The organism is Myroides guanonis, assembly GCF_900114085.1.
Taxonomy (GTDB): Bacteria; Bacteroidota; Bacteroidia; order Flavobacteriales; family Flavobacteriaceae; genus Flavobacterium; species Flavobacterium guanonis.
Genome location: NZ_FORU01000006.1, coordinates 105,727 through 120,497, shown reverse-complemented (window position 1 = coordinate 120,497; position 14,771 = coordinate 105,727). Strand labels below are relative to the sequence as shown.

The following is a 14,771-nucleotide window of genomic DNA, read 5'->3' as shown; positions in this document are numbered from 1 at the left end:
AAAATGAAAAAGCCCCGCATAATTGCGAGGTTTTCCCATAATTTAAAATATTGTTTTGTATTATATATTTATTTTATCTGGATTGTGTTTGTATTTGAACACAATAGCAAACACAATTGTTATTACTAATGAATAGGCAGCAAATACGAGCCAAGAGGAATACCATCCTTGCATTTGTTCCATTACATCCGTTTTATTGAACACAAAATGATTTACCACGTATTGAGCCCCCAACATTCCAATCGTTGCCCCAAAGCCATTTGTCATCATCATAAAGACACCTTGAGCACTAGAACGAATATCCTCATCTGTTTCATTATCCACAAATAAAGATCCCGAAACATTGAAGAAGTCAAATGCAATTCCATAAACCAACATAGACAATATAAACATCCAAACACCACTTCCTGGATCTCCAAAACCAAAAAGAGCAAATCTCAACACCCATGCAAACATAGACATCAACATAACCTGTTTAATTCCAAATCGTCTTAAAAAGAATGGTATGAGTAGAATACAGAACGTTTCTGAAATTTGAGAGATAGAAATTAAAGCATTCGCATGATTAGCTCCAAAACTGTTCGCATATTCCGGTACTTCTTTAAAGCTTGTTATAAATGGATTTGCGTATCCATTTGTAATTTGTAATGAAACCCCTAGAAACATTGAAAAAATAAAGAAGATTGCCATTCGTTTGTCTTTAAACAACGAAAATGCTTTTAATCCCAATGCATCATACATTGTTTTCTTCTCTTTTGATCTAGATACTTTACAATGAGGTAAAGTGAAACTATAAACGAATAATAAAACTCCTAAAACAGCAGACACATAGAACTGATGGTATGTGTTTTGAAAACTTATAAATTCACCTACACTAGATTTTGCGAAAGCAAATGTCAAATTACCATTTTGAAATCCTATAAAATCTACAAACAACATGGAAAAAATAAACCCTATAGTTCCAAAAGTTCGAATATGAGGAAAGTGCTTAATAGTGTCCATTCCATTGCTTTTTAAAACGGCATAACCTGTCGAATTTGAAAGAGCAATTGTTGGCATATAAAAAGCTACACTCAGCGAATAAAGAGTAAAAATGGTTGTAAAATCAACATTTTCACCAGCTGTATAACCATAATAACCTGTCGCCAACATAAAGAAGGCCGCAGCCAAATGATTTAATCCTAAAAGCTTTTGAGATTCTACCCATCTATCTGCAATTATTCCCATAAGAGCAGGCATAAATATAGAAACTATACCTTGCATTGCATAAAACAACCCAATCTTAGGTCCTAAATTGATAGAACCTAAATAATTCCCCATTGAAGTTAGATAAGCTCCCCATACTGCAAATTGCAGAAAACTCATCAATATTAATCTACTTTTTATACTCATTTCTTTAGTAAAATAAATGTTCTAAGTGACCTGAAAATTGGCCTACATATGCTAATACACATAAAATCTATGCCTCTTTAATTTTATTTTGAGCCATCTGTAATATTAAATCAAATTGTTCTTCTTTGGTCAAATTAGAATTATCAACTTCAATAGCATCTGAAGCCTTTATTAAAGGAGAGTCTTCTCTAGTTGAATCTAATCGATCTCTTTCAACAACATTTTTAAAAACCTCATCAAACTGTATATCCTGACCCTTATTTTTTAATTCCAAAAATCTTCTTTCCGCTCTAATTTCAGGAGAAGCAGTCATAAAAATTTTCAATTCTGCATATGGAAACACAACAGTTCCAATGTCTCTTCCATCCATAACCACCCCTTTTTCCCTGCCTAAACTTTGTTGTTGTTCTACTAGTTTTTTTCGTACCTCAGTAAGTGTGGCTATTTGACTAACGAAGTTTGAAACTTCAAGAGACCTAATTATTTCTTCAACGTTTTCTTGATTGAGATATACCTCCGCAAACCCTTTTTGAGCATTGTATATAAATTGCAAATCTATATCGGTTAAAGCTTCAATTAATTTCTCGGCATGAAATTCACGATTATTAATAAAGCCTTTTCTCATTGCAAACAAAGTCACTGCCCTATACATAGCACCAGTATCTATATACGCATAACCTAATTTCTTTGCTAACTCTTTAGCCAAAGTGCTCTTCCCTGTAGAAGAAAAACCATCAATGGCAATTGTTATTTTTTTCAATTGATATTTTGTTTTTATTTACTTCAAATCTATTATTAGTCCAAAAAGACTCGTATTTGCAGCTATTGTTTGCCTACTGTAGGAATATTCAAAACGCATTCTATTCACTTTAAAACCAAACCCTGCTGTAATCCCAGAAAAATGACGTTGATCAGTAATTCTTAATTCCTCTCCCTTTCTAAAATTATACCCCAAACGGATATTAAAATTTCTATCTGGAAATAATTCAATTCCAAAAATCAAGTGCCTTATAGCATTATTAAAAAAAGTCACATCTTCTTCTGTCACAACTCCCTCCAAATCAGTCTCAGACCTATTTGGATTAGAAAACGAAAGATCCCACTTTTGAAGGTTATCTAATCCGATATGCCAACGAATTGGAACATTATCAAGCTTTTTGGAAACTGCTATCATGATATCTAATGGTAGTTTTTCACGAACATCATTATAAGTTGAGATTTGAGCTCCAAGATTCCTAATTGTAAATGCAAATGTAAGATTATTTTCCTCGTTGACATTTAAAACACCCAAATCTAATGCAACTCCTATTGATGAATAAGATTCTAAGTAAGAACCTATGAACTTTGTATTAGCACCAAAATACCAGTTAGTTTGACTAACATTATACGAATACCCTATGTTCAAGGCAACTTCATTTCCGCTAAACGTTCCAGTTTCATTACCAAATTCATCATACCCTTCAATATCTCCATAGTTCACGTAATTCACACCAAAAAACACATTCTTTTTATTGTCGAATGATTTAACGTAGCCAGCCGATCCATAGGTAATAGCTCCAAAATACTTACTAAAATTCAACGCTAATTGATTGTTCATTTCAGAATTAATTACAGCTGGATTTACGAAACTATGATTGACATTATTATCTCGAATAGTAATATTTTTACCTCCTAATGAAGCTTGGACTGGAGAGGACGAAAGGTTCAAAAACTGATAAGAATGGTCACCCCCAACTTGAGAAAAAGCACTAAGTGAAGACAAACCAATATACAACATTAGTTTCTTTACCATTATTGTTTTCGAATTACAATTAAGATTTGAAGTTGCTAAGATATTATTTTTTTTAATAGCTCTATTAAAAAAGAAAAGCACAAGGAGCTAACTCAGTGTGCTTTTCAGATGTTTCAATTCTGTTTATTATTTTTTAACAATCTCGAAATTTTTTGCTCCTTTTACTTTTTGATCAGTAATGGCAATTTTTAAGACTTCCTCCATTCTGTCTACATAATGAAATGTTAGACCTTTTAGATAATCCTCTTTAATTTCATCGATATCTTTTTTGTTTTCTTTACATAAGACGATCTCTTTAATATTAGCTCTTTTTGCCGCCAATATTTTTTCCTTTATACCTCCAACTGGTAATACTTTACCTCTTAATGTAATTTCACCTGTCATAGCAAGATTCTTTTTAACTTTTCTCTGTGTAAAAGAAGAAACCATAGAGGTTAACATCGTAATTCCAGCACTAGGCCCATCCTTTGGAGTTGCACCTTCTGGAACGTGTATATGTACTTTATAATGTTCAAATAACTCAGGTGAAATTCCTAAATCCTCTGCATGAGCTCTAATATACTCCAAAGCAATTGTTGCAGATTCCTTCATAACAGTACCTAAATTCCCAGTGATGGTTAGGTTTCCTTTACCTTTAGACACCAAAGATTCAATATATAAGATATCTCCACCTACACTAGTCCATGCTAACCCTGTTACTACACCTGCAACTTCGTTATTTTCATATTTATCACTATCGAATCGTGGAGTACCTAAAATTTTCACAATGGCATCTTCATTCAATTTTATCTCATAAGACTCTTCCATCACTATTGCTTTAGCAATACCACGAGCAATATGAGCTAATTTTTTATCTAAGCCACGCACGCCCGATTCACGAGTATATTTTGTTACAATAAACTCCATTTGTTTTTTACCTAGAACCGCATCTTTTGAAGTAAGACCATGCTCTTTCAGTTGCTTAGGAAAAAGATGCTGTTTTCCAATCTCTACTTTCTCTTCGATAGTATAACCATTCATTTCTATGATTTCCATACGATCACGTAATGCTGGTTGAATACTAGCTAAACTATTTGAAGTAGCAATAAACATAACTTTAGACAAGTCATATCCCATCTCTAAGAAGTTGTCATAGAAATCAGAATTTTGCTCAGGATCTAAAACTTCTAATAAAGCAGAAGATGGATCACCACTATTACTTGTAGATAGCTTATCTATCTCATCTAATAAAAATACAGGATTAGATGTTTTAGCTTTTTTTATACTCTGGATTATTCTTCCTGGCATAGCACCAATATAGGTTTTTCTATGACCTCTAATTTCAGCCTCATCTCTAAGTCCTCCTAAAGAAATTCTCACATACTCACGTCCTAAAGCTTCAGCAATTGACTTACCAATTGAAGTTTTACCAACTCCTGGAGGTCCATACAAACATAATATAGGTGATTTTAAATCATTTCGAAGCTTTAATACAGCCATATGTTCAAGTACACGTTTTTTAACTTCCTCAATCCCGTAATGATCTTTATCAAGAATTTTCTGAGCATTCTTTAAGTCAAAGTTATCTTTAGAAAACTCATCCCATGGTAACTCTAAAAACAATTCCAAATAATTTCTCTGAATGGAAAACTCAGCAACTTGCGGGTTCATTCGTTGAAACTTCATGAGTTCTTTATCAAAACGCTCTTTTACCTTTGAATCCCATTTCTTAAGTAACGCCTTTTCACGCATTTCCTCAAACTCCTCCTCATTTGAAAAACCACCCAACTCTTCTTGAATCGTTTTCATTTGCTGATGTAAGAAATATTCTTTCTGTTGTTGATCTAAATCAAATCTAACTTTAGATTGAATTACATTATGAAGTTCAAGTCTCTGAATCTCTAAATTCATTAATTTCAAAGTTTCAAAAGCTCTCTCTTTTAAATCAACTATCTTCAATAGGGTCTGTTTTTCTTCTACAGAAAGACTCATATTTGAAGAAATGAAGTTTATTAAAAATGAATCACTTTCTATATTCTTAATCGCAAATGAAGCTTCACTTGGAATATTTGGATTGTTTTTTATTATATCAACCGCTGCTTCTTTTATTGACTCTACTATAGCTCTAAACTCAGTATCTTCATGCTCAGGTCTTGTTTCAACAACTTCCTTAACTTTCGCACGAAAATAAGGCTCCTCTGTAATTAATTCTTCTATTTCAAACCTCTTTTTCCCCTGAAGAATAACGGTAATATTACCATCAGGTAACTTTAATACTTTCAAAATTCGAGCAACAGTTCCAGTATGATAGATTTCATCAAATGAAGGATCTTCAATATCCTCGTCAATTTGAGCGACTACCCCAATAGTTTTCTCACCCTTTTGAACGTCATTTAAAAGCTTAATTGATTTATCTCTCCCCGCAGTTATAGGAATAACTACACCAGGAAATAAAACCATATTTCTTAAAGGTAAAATAGCTAATTCCATAGGTAATTCTTCTTTATTCATTTCTTCTTCATCTTCCGACGATAATAAAGGAATAAACTCAGAATCTGAGTGCATATCTTGAAGTGACAAACTGTCCAATGTTATTATTTTTTGATTCGCCATAATATTTTTTAATGTCTTTTTGTCATCAATGTTATCAGTTGCTAATAAAAACTTTTGATTAAAAAACCATAAAAGCCTATATATCAACAATAAACATAAATAAATTGATCTTTAATACTATAATTAAGACAATCACTATGCCATTAACTTAATTATAGCTCTTAACCATTTGACCAATACAAACAAAGCACAAAATTGATTATTTCATTAAATAATTAGGGTTTAAGATTTCTAAATCATATTAACTAATTATACCCCTATCTATATTTTAATAAAACTCTCTTTAATATTTGGTTACAGATTTATTGAAGAAAATCAAAAAAGGACTATAACTAAATGTTACAGTCCTTTTAAACTATTAAAATAAGGGTACAAAATTAGTATGGTAATCTAAAATCACCTCCTTTAACTTCTATAACCCCTCCTTGCTTATTCTTTAATTGTAATGTAAATGATGCACTTATAACATTAGATTCATTCTTTCTAACATGCAAAGAACTCTTAGTTAATTCCTTACTAGTATTATAAACAACTCCTAATGGAGAAACATAAGTTCCCTCTATAGAAACTGACCCATACACTCCTTGCTCCAAGTCTTTATTAAACTTAAGTTTTATTGACTCTTCGCTTACAGAACTACTAGAGTTTACTACTAAATTCTCCTCTTCAATTTGAGCAAATGCTGAACCAGATACAAAAGACTTCCCATCAACCGTAGCATCAAAATATTGCGCTTCTACACGGTCATATCTTAAATTAATAAACTCTCCTTGCACCTCAAACGGTCTCAGGTTTAATTCATTCATTAGCGGAGGAAAAATTTTAATCTTAAACTCTCCATTAACTGCTCTAGCTAACTTATTTACACGATTTATCTTAATATAACCTGATGAATACTGTGGTCTGGAAATATCCAAAGAAGACCCAAACTCACCAGTTTTCCCAATTTTCTCACCTTCAGAATCAAAAACATCTTCGCCCAATTCAGAAAAAAAATATTTTGCAACATTGATATTTGTAGGATAAGTCCCCTCTTCAAACCCAAGTGTTAAAATGTTCATATAGTCTTTTCCAAGCATTTCTAATTTAAAAGAAAACTCTCCACTACCATTTAATACTCCAGAAATTCCTTTCCTGATGATTAATGTATCGTTATACTGAACTCTTACTATTGATTCACCAACCTTACTCTCATCTAACAGCTCACTTTGAATACTCTCTTTCTCGCAAGAAGTAAAAAAAATTGCGCCTAAACTCAAAAAACTTAGCGTTACAATTAATGCCTTTTTTTTCATCATATTTTCTTATTATATACTATTGCCAAATATAAAAAAATTTACCAAACTTTATGTTAAATGATAAATTTCTATTTTCTTTTTAATTTATTGAGACAATCGATTTAAATTTCTACTACAAATTCAATTATCAATCAAGTATAGAGAGCAATCATCAATATTATATATTTAAAAACACCCCCTAAAACATCCTACTTTAAATCTTTAAGATGCCCTATCTATTTTAGGTATTCTTGCTAATAGAATAACACCTATTATAAAGAATACAATTAAAAATAGAATTGCATTTTGCATCTTACCTGTAAAATCAGCTATAAATCCATACAAAACCATACCTATTACAATTCCAAGTTTCTCCGTAACGTCATAAAAACTAAAAAATGAAGTTGTATCCGTTGTTTCAGGTAACAACTTAGAATAAGTAGATCGTGAAAGCGACTGAATCCCTCCCATCACCAATCCTACACTTGCAGCTGCAATATAGAACTCATTTGGACTTATTATCGTATAAGCATATACACAAATAAAAACCCATAGAATATTAATCACTATTAAAGCATTTATATTTCCAATTTTAGAAGATACGAAAGAGGTTAAAAATGCTCCTACAATTGCAACTAATTGAATCATCAATATACTTACAATTAGTCCCATTGTCCTTTGACCATCACTAATCCACTCTATTTCTTTTTCACCAAAATAAACAGCTATAATCATTACTGTTTGAACTGCCATACTATAAGTGAAAAATGCAACTAAATACTTTTTTAGAATAGGATGGTTTTTCAATTCTGTCCAAACCTTTTTCAATTCTCGAAACCCTGAAAAGAAAACATTTTTTGTGATTTTATTTTTGTTCTTAAAGTCTGGAAGATACTTATAGGTATACTGACTAAACCCAAGCCACCATAACCCTACTAAAACGAATGAAACTCTCATAGCTTCCATCTCTGAATCGAATCCAAAAAACTCAAAATTCATCAACATTAACAGATTTAAAATCAGTAACAATACACTTCCCATATACCCCAAAGCATATCCCTTTGCACTAATTTTATCTTGCTGTTCAGTAAATGCTATATCAGGTAAGTAAGAATTGTAAAACACCAGGCTACCCCAAAAACCAATTAATGCCATCATGTAAATGAAAAGACTAATTAGAATATTCTCAATGTTAAAAAAATAAAGCATCATACAAGACAAAGAACCAATCCAACAAAACAATTTAAGAAAAAACTTTTTAGTTCCTAAAAAATCAGCTATACCAGAAAGAATAGGTGTCACCAAAACAATTAGTAAAAACCCCAATGAGGTTACATAACTAATTATTGACTCACTAGGTAATTCTTTACCAAAAATCTCATATGATTCAATGCCGTTTTCTCTGAATAATGCTCCATAATACAATGGAAAAATAGATGAGGAAATTACTAATGCATAAACCGAATTTGCCCAATCATAAAAAGCCCAAGCAAATAAGGTTTTTTTATCCCCTTTTTGAAATATTTTCATATATATCAATAAAAAATAGCTGCTTATTAAGGGCAGCTATATATTTAAATTTTATTTAAACGTAACTCCAAATTTTAATGCTTCTGCACGAGCTTCTGGAATAAGTCTTTTTAACTCAGAAATTCTCGTTTGATTACTTGGGTGAGTACTAAGGAAATCTGATTGTCCATTTGCTTCAGATCCGCTAGCCATTCTCGACCAAAAAGAAACAGCTTCGTTAGGATCGTAACCCGCAATAGCCATTAATGTTAAACCTATTTTATCTGCTTCACTTTCATGGCTTCTACTAAAAGGTAACATTCCTAAAACTTGAGAACCTCCACCATAAGCCATTTGAAAAAGCTGCTGTGTTTGTTGACTCTTACTTGAAGTAGCAACATTCAATGCTTCTGCACCAAGTTCTTGTAACATTCCTGCACTCATACGTTGTTGTCCGTGATTAGCTAATGCATGTGCAACCTCATGCCCCATAACAGTAGCAATTCCAGCATCTGTTTGACAAATTGGCAGAATACCTGTGTAAAAAACAATTTTACCACCTGGCATACACCAAGCATTAGGCTCCTTACTATCTATTAAATGATACTCCCATCGATATCCATCTAAATACCCCTTATATCCATTGGCATTAAGCCATTTTTCAGCAGCCATTCTTATTTTCCCACCTACATTCTCAACCCGCTGTGCATCTTTTGTACCAGTAATTACCTTATGCTCTTTTAAGAAGCTATCATATTGTTGAAAAGAAGTTGGAAAAAGGGAACTATCACTTACCAAAGCCATTGTTTTTGACCCAGTAAAAGGATTAGTAGCACATGAAACTAATAATGCTACAACAAGTAAACTAACGTACTTTTTCATCATTTTTATTTCAAAAATAATACGAAATAAAATGTTAAACAACAATTCTAAAAATTATTCAATATCTCTATCCTCACAAATTGCTTATTTTTGTAAAAAACATGATATGAAAAACGGTTCTTTCAAACATCAACAGTCTTTGAAAATTCCAAAATCAATAGTATTTACAGGAAAATTCTTACAATTCCTATCTAGCGATTGGGCTACATTATTTGCTCAAAAAATCTTCATCACCCCAATCAAGTTTAAAACACCGAAAAGAGAAATGGAAATGTTGGAAAAAGCCATTAAATATAACGTCTATATCCCTACTATCAATAAGTCAATAGTTACATATAAATATGGAAATGGTGATAAAAAAGCACTAATCATTCATGGTTGGAATGGTAGAGGAACTCAGTTAGTTACAATAGCAAACAGACTAAAAAAGGAAGGTTTCACAATAGTAAGCTTTGATGCACCTGGACATGGTTTTTCACCAAAAAACAATAGTAACATGACCGAGTTTATAGAGATTGCACTTTTTATACAAAAAGAGTATGGAGAATTCGATGTTGTAATTGGTCATTCATTAGGTGGCATGAGTACCATTAATGCAATTCAAAGAGGACTCAAAGCTAAAAAAACAGTTATAATTGGTAGTGGAGACGTCGTTGAAGACATTATTGATGATTTTGTTAAACAACTACATCTAAAATCTATCATTGCTTCTAAAATGAAGGTTCGATTCGAAAATCAATTTCAACAAAGTATGGATAGTTTTTGTGTGCATAAATCAGCCTCACAATTAACAATACCTATACTTGTAATACATGATGAACAAGATTTAGATGTACCCGTATTAGCAGCTCACTCAATCTATAAGCATATAAAAAATGGAGAACTTATGATTACCCAAAATTTAGGTCACAGAAAGATATTAGGATCAAAAAATGTAATTAATAGGATAAATAATTTTATTAATAATGAATAGCGTACTTAAACTCTTACCCATACTTTTCGTAACTTTCACACTAATTACGTGTCAAAAAACCAAATCTCAAAATCTTAATATTATGGCAAATTCTGAAGAATACTATAAATCAAATCTAAGCGATGAAGAATATTATGTATTAAGACAAAAAGGTACTGAACCACCTTTTTCGGGCAAATACAATGATTTTCATGAAGACGGCACATATCATTGTGCAGCTTGTGGACAAAAACTTTTTGAATCAGTTACTAAATTTGACGCACATTGTGGCTGGCCTTCTTTCGATCAAGCTATAAAAGGTTCTGTAGAATATATTGAAGACCACTCTCATGGTATGACAAGAACTGAAGTAGTTTGTTCTAATTGCAAAAGCCATCTAGGACATGTATTTAACGATGGACCAAAAGACACCACAGGCCAACGTTATTGCATGAATTCTATATCATTAAAATTTAAACACAAATAGTCAAAAGGTAGCTAGTAGAGTATTTTTACTTCCTTAATATAATATTCAACTGTATTTCCACTTTCCAACAAAACCACCAATGTTCCTTGCTGGCTAACATTTTGAATAATCCCCATAAAGCGCTCACCTGAAGGAAGTTCAAAAGCGCTTGGGGTAGATATTCTATACAGATTATTATGATACTCTTGCCAAATCGCTTTCTTATGTCCATTCCTCAAAGAATTAAAATAATATCGCAATTGCTTCAACACACTATTCATCAAGATTTCCTTATCAAAATCCTTTCCAGCCATGTTCGCCAAAGAAGAAGCTTGTGACAAATCACCAAAGATCTTCTGATTAACATTAATTCCAATACCTACAACAGAAAATATTTCTCCATTAGATTTTATAATGTTTTCAATTAAAATCCCTCCAACTTTTTTATTATCTGCCAAAATGTCGTTTGGCCATTTAATCGACAAACCACCGATTCCTAAGATTTTTATTGCGTTAAAAACACTCAATGAAACTGCAACATTCAAATCGTAAATTGATTCAATCCCCAACAACAAATCCTTAACTAAAACACTAAAGGTTAGATTACTAGAAGGTTCAGAATTCCATACAGCTCCCCTTTGTCCCTTACCCGCAGTTTGATTTTCTGCAACAACTACTGTGAAGTTTTCAAGATTAAGATTTGCTAATAAATTCTTTAAATAAACATTCGTAGAGCCTATGGCATCGAGTTTGATTATATTCATTAGAAATAAATATGGAATAGTTAGAAGTGATTCATATATTTGGAGCCAAAATTAGCTACAAAAAGGATAACTTTGCACAAATACTTAAAAAATAAATGACAGTTAAAAAAATCAACAATGACGATTTGCTAGCGAGCATCATCAAGGGAATCGAAGAAGTAAAAGGAGAGAACATAAACATTCTTGATTTAAGAAATATTGACAACACACCATGTGACTACTTTGTAGTTTGTGAAGGTAAATCCAACACTCAAGTAAACTCAATAGCATCTTCAATTCAAAAAATTGTTTCGAAAGAACTTCATGACAAACCATGGCATGTTGAGGGACAAGAAAATGCAGAATGGATTTTAATGGATTATGTAAACATAGTCGTTCACGTATTTCAAAAAAACATACGCGAATTCTATAGAATCGAAAACTTGTGGGGTGATGCAAAAACAACAGTCATCCAATCGCAATACTAAATATCAATTAATTTTAAACATATTACATGTCTAAAAATATCAATCCTAACTCAAACAAACCAAAATACAACCCATGGTTGTTATATGGTAGCGTTGTAGTCATAGTACTAGTAATAAACTTCCTATCAAATGGAAGTAGTTTTGGTGACTCTAAGCAATTAAGTTTGTCTAAGTTCTATCAATATCTTGACTCATCTTATGTAGAGAAAGTCGAATTTAATAGAACTGTAGCAAAAATATACTTAACCGAAGATGCTTTAAAAAACAGTGAATTTGAAAATCTTCAAAAGAAAAGTATACTTGGAAAAGAAAGTACAGGGCCACAATTCTTAACAGATATTGGTAACTCTGAAATATTTCAAAAGAAACTGGATGAAGCCTCTTCACAAGGTAAATTAACCGAATACAAATCTGAACCTGAAAGCAACTGGGGGGATATCTTTTTTAGTATGCTTCCTATAATCATTATTATAGGTTTCTGGTTATTTATGATGAGACGCATGACAGGCGGTGGAGCTGGAGGTGGCGGAAGTCAAATTTTCTCAATAGGAAAATCTAAAGCAAAACTATTCGACGAAAAAAACGATGTAAAAGTAACATTCAAGGATGTAGCTGGATTAGAAGGTGCAAAAGAAGAAATTGTTGAAATCGTAGAATTTTTAAAAAACCCAGAAAAATACACTTCAATAGGAGGTAAAATTCCAAAAGGAGCATTATTGGTAGGACCTCCTGGTACAGGAAAGACTTTATTAGCAAAAGCTGTTGCGGGAGAAGCAAAAGTTCCATTCTTCTCACTATCTGGTTCAGACTTCGTAGAAATGTTTGTAGGTGTAGGAGCATCAAGAGTTCGAGACCTTTTCAAACAAGCTAAAGAAAAATCTCCTGCTATTATATTTATTGACGAAATTGATGCTGTTGGTAGAGCTAGGGGTAAAAGCAACTTTTCAGGTTCTAACGACGAAAGAGAAAATACTTTAAACCAACTATTAACGGAAATGGATGGTTTTGGATCACATACTAATGTGATTGTTTTAGCTGCAACTAATAGAGCTGAAATCCTTGACAAAGCATTACTTAGAGCAGGTAGATTTGACAGACAAATATACGTTGACTTACCGGATGTAAAAGAAAGAGAGCAAATCTTCGAAGTACATTTAAGAAGTATTAAAAAGGTAGATAATTTAGATATAGATTTCCTTGCGAAACAAACACCTGGATTTTCTGGAGCAGACATTGCTAATGTTTGTAATGAAGCTGCACTTACAGCTGCAAGAAAAGACAAAAAACAAGTAGATATGCAAGACTTCTTAGATGCAGTAGACCGCATCATCGGAGGTTTGGAAAAGAAAAATAAAATTATTACTCCAGAAGAAAAGTATGCTATAGCCATACATGAAGCTGGTCACGCAACTGTAAGTTGGATGTTGGAGCATGCCGCACCGCTTGTTAAAGTTACAATAGTGCCCCGTGGTCAAAGTTTAGGAGCCGCATGGTATTTACCAGCAGAACGTTCAATTGTAAGAACAGAACAAATGCTAGACGAAATGTGTGCAACAATGGGAGGTAGAGCTGCAGAAAAAATCATCTTTGATAAAATTTCTACTGGTGCGCTAAGTGATTTAGAAAAAGTTGCGAAACAAGCCAAAGCAATGGTTACCATATATGGTTTAAATGACAAAATAGGTAATGTTACTTATTACGACTCTTCAGGTCAAAATGAATACAACTTTGCAAAACCATATTCAGAAGAAACTGCTCGAACAATCGACATTGAAATTTCAAGTTTAATTGAAGGTCAATACGAAAGAGCACAACAAATACTTGAAGCTAATAGAGAGAAACTAATAAAATTAGCTGACCTACTTTGCGAAAAGGAAGTGATTTTTAAACAAGACTTAGAAATCATATTTGGTAAAAGACCCTTCGATAAAGAAGAAGAGCCAATTACTACTGAATAACCCAAGTAACAACTTGCATTAATATAACTAAAAATCTTAACTTAAAGTAACTATTAAGTTAAGATTTTTTCTATCTTTGAATGTTCTATTCGAACATTATTTCTCTAATTGAGTATATGAGTTTTTTAAAAAATATATTTAAAGGTTTTTTTAATAACCCTTCAACCGCAGACCAACCAAAAGAAAGTCAATATCTGCCAGAGATAGAACTCCCTATCGACGAGGAGTTCACTATGAACTTTAAAAACAATGGTGGTAAGTTTCTGTATTGTGAAACTGAAGCGGAATTACAAGATACTTTTGTCAACATTTTAGTTGAAAATGATTGGTTTGAATCTGAAGCAATCACTTTTGAAAAAGAAATTTATCCTTTACTTCAAGAGAATAGAATTTATTATAAAAACATACAAAACCCAGTATTCTTTGTAGCAACTTGTGAAAGTTTAATAGCTGACGAAGGTTCTATTTTATTCTCTTCAACACAGCTTTCACATTTAAAATCTACTGAACTACCAACCAATATTATAGTATTTGCTAGGACTAGTCAAATCACAAGAAGTAAAAGTGATGGTCTACGTATTATAAAAAATAAATATCTAACGGAATTTCCAAGTAATATAACAGCTATCAAATGCTTTAGTAGCTCTAATAATGATAGTTTTTTAAACTACGGCAGTGCACCTAAAAATTTATATTTAATACTTCTAGAAGACTTATAAT

The 14,771-nt window shown here is 32.2% G+C and carries 13 protein-coding genes; 5 read left to right on the top strand and 8 right to left on the bottom strand.

Annotated features, from left to right (window positions below):
- Nucleotides 1-60 precede the first annotated feature (60 nt).
- The 7 genes from BM024_RS07030 to BM024_RS07000 form a co-directional block, all read right to left on the bottom strand.
- The gene (locus tag BM024_RS07030; RefSeq protein ID WP_090678748.1) at nt 61-1,392 is read right to left on the bottom strand and encodes an MFS transporter; all 1,332 of its coding nucleotides are present in this window, start codon (nt 1,390-1,392) and stop codon (nt 61-63) included.
- Between the two features lie 67 nt (nt 1,393-1,459).
- Nucleotides 1,460-2,152 (bottom strand): (d)CMP kinase, encoded by a 693-nt coding sequence (gene cmk, locus BM024_RS07025; protein ID WP_090678747.1) that lies wholly within the window; start codon nt 2,150-2,152, stop codon nt 1,460-1,462.
- 18 nt (nt 2,153-2,170) lie between these two features.
- Nucleotides 2,171-3,184 carry a type IX secretion system protein PorQ gene (porQ, locus tag BM024_RS07020; protein ID WP_090678746.1) on the bottom strand — a complete coding sequence of 338 codons (1,014 nt, stop codon included), beginning with the start codon at nt 3,182-3,184 and terminating at the stop codon, nt 2,171-2,173.
- Nucleotides 3,185-3,310: 126 nt separating this feature from the next.
- The gene (lon, locus tag BM024_RS07015; RefSeq protein ID WP_090678789.1) at nt 3,311-5,776 is read right to left on the bottom strand and encodes an endopeptidase La; all 2,466 of its coding nucleotides are present in this window, start codon (nt 5,774-5,776) and stop codon (nt 3,311-3,313) included.
- Between the two features lie 377 nt (nt 5,777-6,153).
- Nucleotides 6,154-7,074: a hypothetical protein gene (locus BM024_RS07010; RefSeq protein WP_090678745.1), complete on the bottom strand. Its 921-nt coding sequence runs from the start codon at nt 7,072-7,074 to the stop codon at nt 6,154-6,156.
- 201 nt (nt 7,075-7,275) lie between these two features.
- Nucleotides 7,276-8,583 carry an MFS transporter gene (locus tag BM024_RS07005; RefSeq protein WP_090678744.1) on the bottom strand — a complete coding sequence of 436 codons (1,308 nt, stop codon included), beginning with the start codon at nt 8,581-8,583 and terminating at the stop codon, nt 7,276-7,278.
- A 51-nt stretch (nt 8,584-8,634) separates the two neighbouring features.
- Nucleotides 8,635-9,444, bottom strand: a complete 810-nt coding sequence (locus tag BM024_RS07000; RefSeq protein WP_090678788.1) for a M48 family metallopeptidase — start codon at nt 9,442-9,444, stop codon at nt 8,635-8,637.
- Between the two features lie 106 nt (nt 9,445-9,550).
- On the opposite strand from BM024_RS07000, the gene BM024_RS06995 reads away from it, so the two are divergent.
- Both BM024_RS06995 and msrB read left to right on the top strand, forming a co-directional pair.
- Nucleotides 9,551-10,417, top strand: coding sequence for an alpha/beta hydrolase (locus BM024_RS06995; protein ID WP_090678787.1), 867 nt, complete (start codon nt 9,551-9,553; stop codon nt 10,415-10,417).
- Between the two features lie 82 nt (nt 10,418-10,499).
- The gene (gene msrB, locus BM024_RS06990) at nt 10,500-10,883 is read left to right on the top strand and encodes a peptide-methionine (R)-S-oxide reductase MsrB (RefSeq protein WP_245753871.1); all 384 of its coding nucleotides are present in this window, start codon (nt 10,500-10,502) and stop codon (nt 10,881-10,883) included.
- An 11-nt stretch (nt 10,884-10,894) separates the two neighbouring features.
- Here the strand turns inward: msrB and BM024_RS06985 are convergent, their stop codons facing one another.
- The gene (locus BM024_RS06985; protein WP_090678742.1) at nt 10,895-11,626 is read right to left on the bottom strand and encodes a biotin--[acetyl-CoA-carboxylase] ligase; all 732 of its coding nucleotides are present in this window, start codon (nt 11,624-11,626) and stop codon (nt 10,895-10,897) included.
- A gap of 95 nt (nt 11,627-11,721) precedes the next feature.
- Here BM024_RS06985 and rsfS point away from each other — a divergent pair, with 95 nt between their 5' ends.
- From rsfS to BM024_RS06970, 3 genes are all read left to right on the top strand, one after another.
- Entirely contained in the window at nt 11,722-12,093 is a 372-nt protein-coding gene (gene rsfS, locus BM024_RS06980; RefSeq protein ID WP_090678741.1) for a ribosome silencing factor, read from the top strand.
- A 26-nt stretch (nt 12,094-12,119) separates the two neighbouring features.
- The gene (ftsH, locus tag BM024_RS06975; protein ID WP_090678740.1) at nt 12,120-14,051 is read left to right on the top strand and encodes an ATP-dependent zinc metalloprotease FtsH; all 1,932 of its coding nucleotides are present in this window, start codon (nt 12,120-12,122) and stop codon (nt 14,049-14,051) included.
- Nucleotides 14,052-14,167: 116 nt separating this feature from the next.
- Entirely contained in the window at nt 14,168-14,770 is a 603-nt protein-coding gene (locus BM024_RS06970; protein WP_090678786.1) for an LUD domain-containing protein, read from the top strand.
- Nucleotide 14,771: the final 1 nt, after the last annotated feature.

Coding starts and splice junctions, on each gene's coding strand:
- BM024_RS07030 (WP_090678748.1), bottom strand. CDS start 1,392: ATGAGTATAAAAAGTAGATTAATATTGATGAGTTTTCTGCAATTTGCA.
- porQ (WP_090678746.1), bottom strand. CDS start 3,184: ATGGTAAAGAAACTAATGTTGTATATTGGTTTGTCTTCACTTAGTGCT.
- lon (WP_090678789.1), bottom strand. CDS start 5,776: ATGGCGAATCAAAAAATAATAACATTGGACAGTTTGTCACTTCAAGAT.
- BM024_RS07010 (WP_090678745.1), bottom strand. CDS start 7,074: ATGATGAAAAAAAAGGCATTAATTGTAACGCTAAGTTTTTTGAGTTTA.
- BM024_RS07005 (WP_090678744.1), bottom strand. CDS start 8,583: ATGAAAATATTTCAAAAAGGGGATAAAAAAACCTTATTTGCTTGGGCT.
- BM024_RS07000 (WP_090678788.1), bottom strand. CDS start 9,444: ATGAAAAAGTACGTTAGTTTACTTGTTGTAGCATTATTAGTTTCATGT.
- BM024_RS06995 (WP_090678787.1), top strand. CDS start 9,551: ATGAAAAACGGTTCTTTCAAACATCAACAGTCTTTGAAAATTCCAAAA.
- msrB (WP_245753871.1), top strand. CDS start 10,500: ATGGCAAATTCTGAAGAATACTATAAATCAAATCTAAGCGATGAAGAA.
- BM024_RS06985 (WP_090678742.1), bottom strand. CDS start 11,626: ATGAATATAATCAAACTCGATGCCATAGGCTCTACGAATGTTTATTTA.
- rsfS (WP_090678741.1), top strand. CDS start 11,722: ATGACAGTTAAAAAAATCAACAATGACGATTTGCTAGCGAGCATCATC.
- ftsH (WP_090678740.1), top strand. CDS start 12,120: ATGTCTAAAAATATCAATCCTAACTCAAACAAACCAAAATACAACCCA.
- BM024_RS06970 (WP_090678786.1), top strand. CDS start 14,168: ATGAGTTTTTTAAAAAATATATTTAAAGGTTTTTTTAATAACCCTTCA.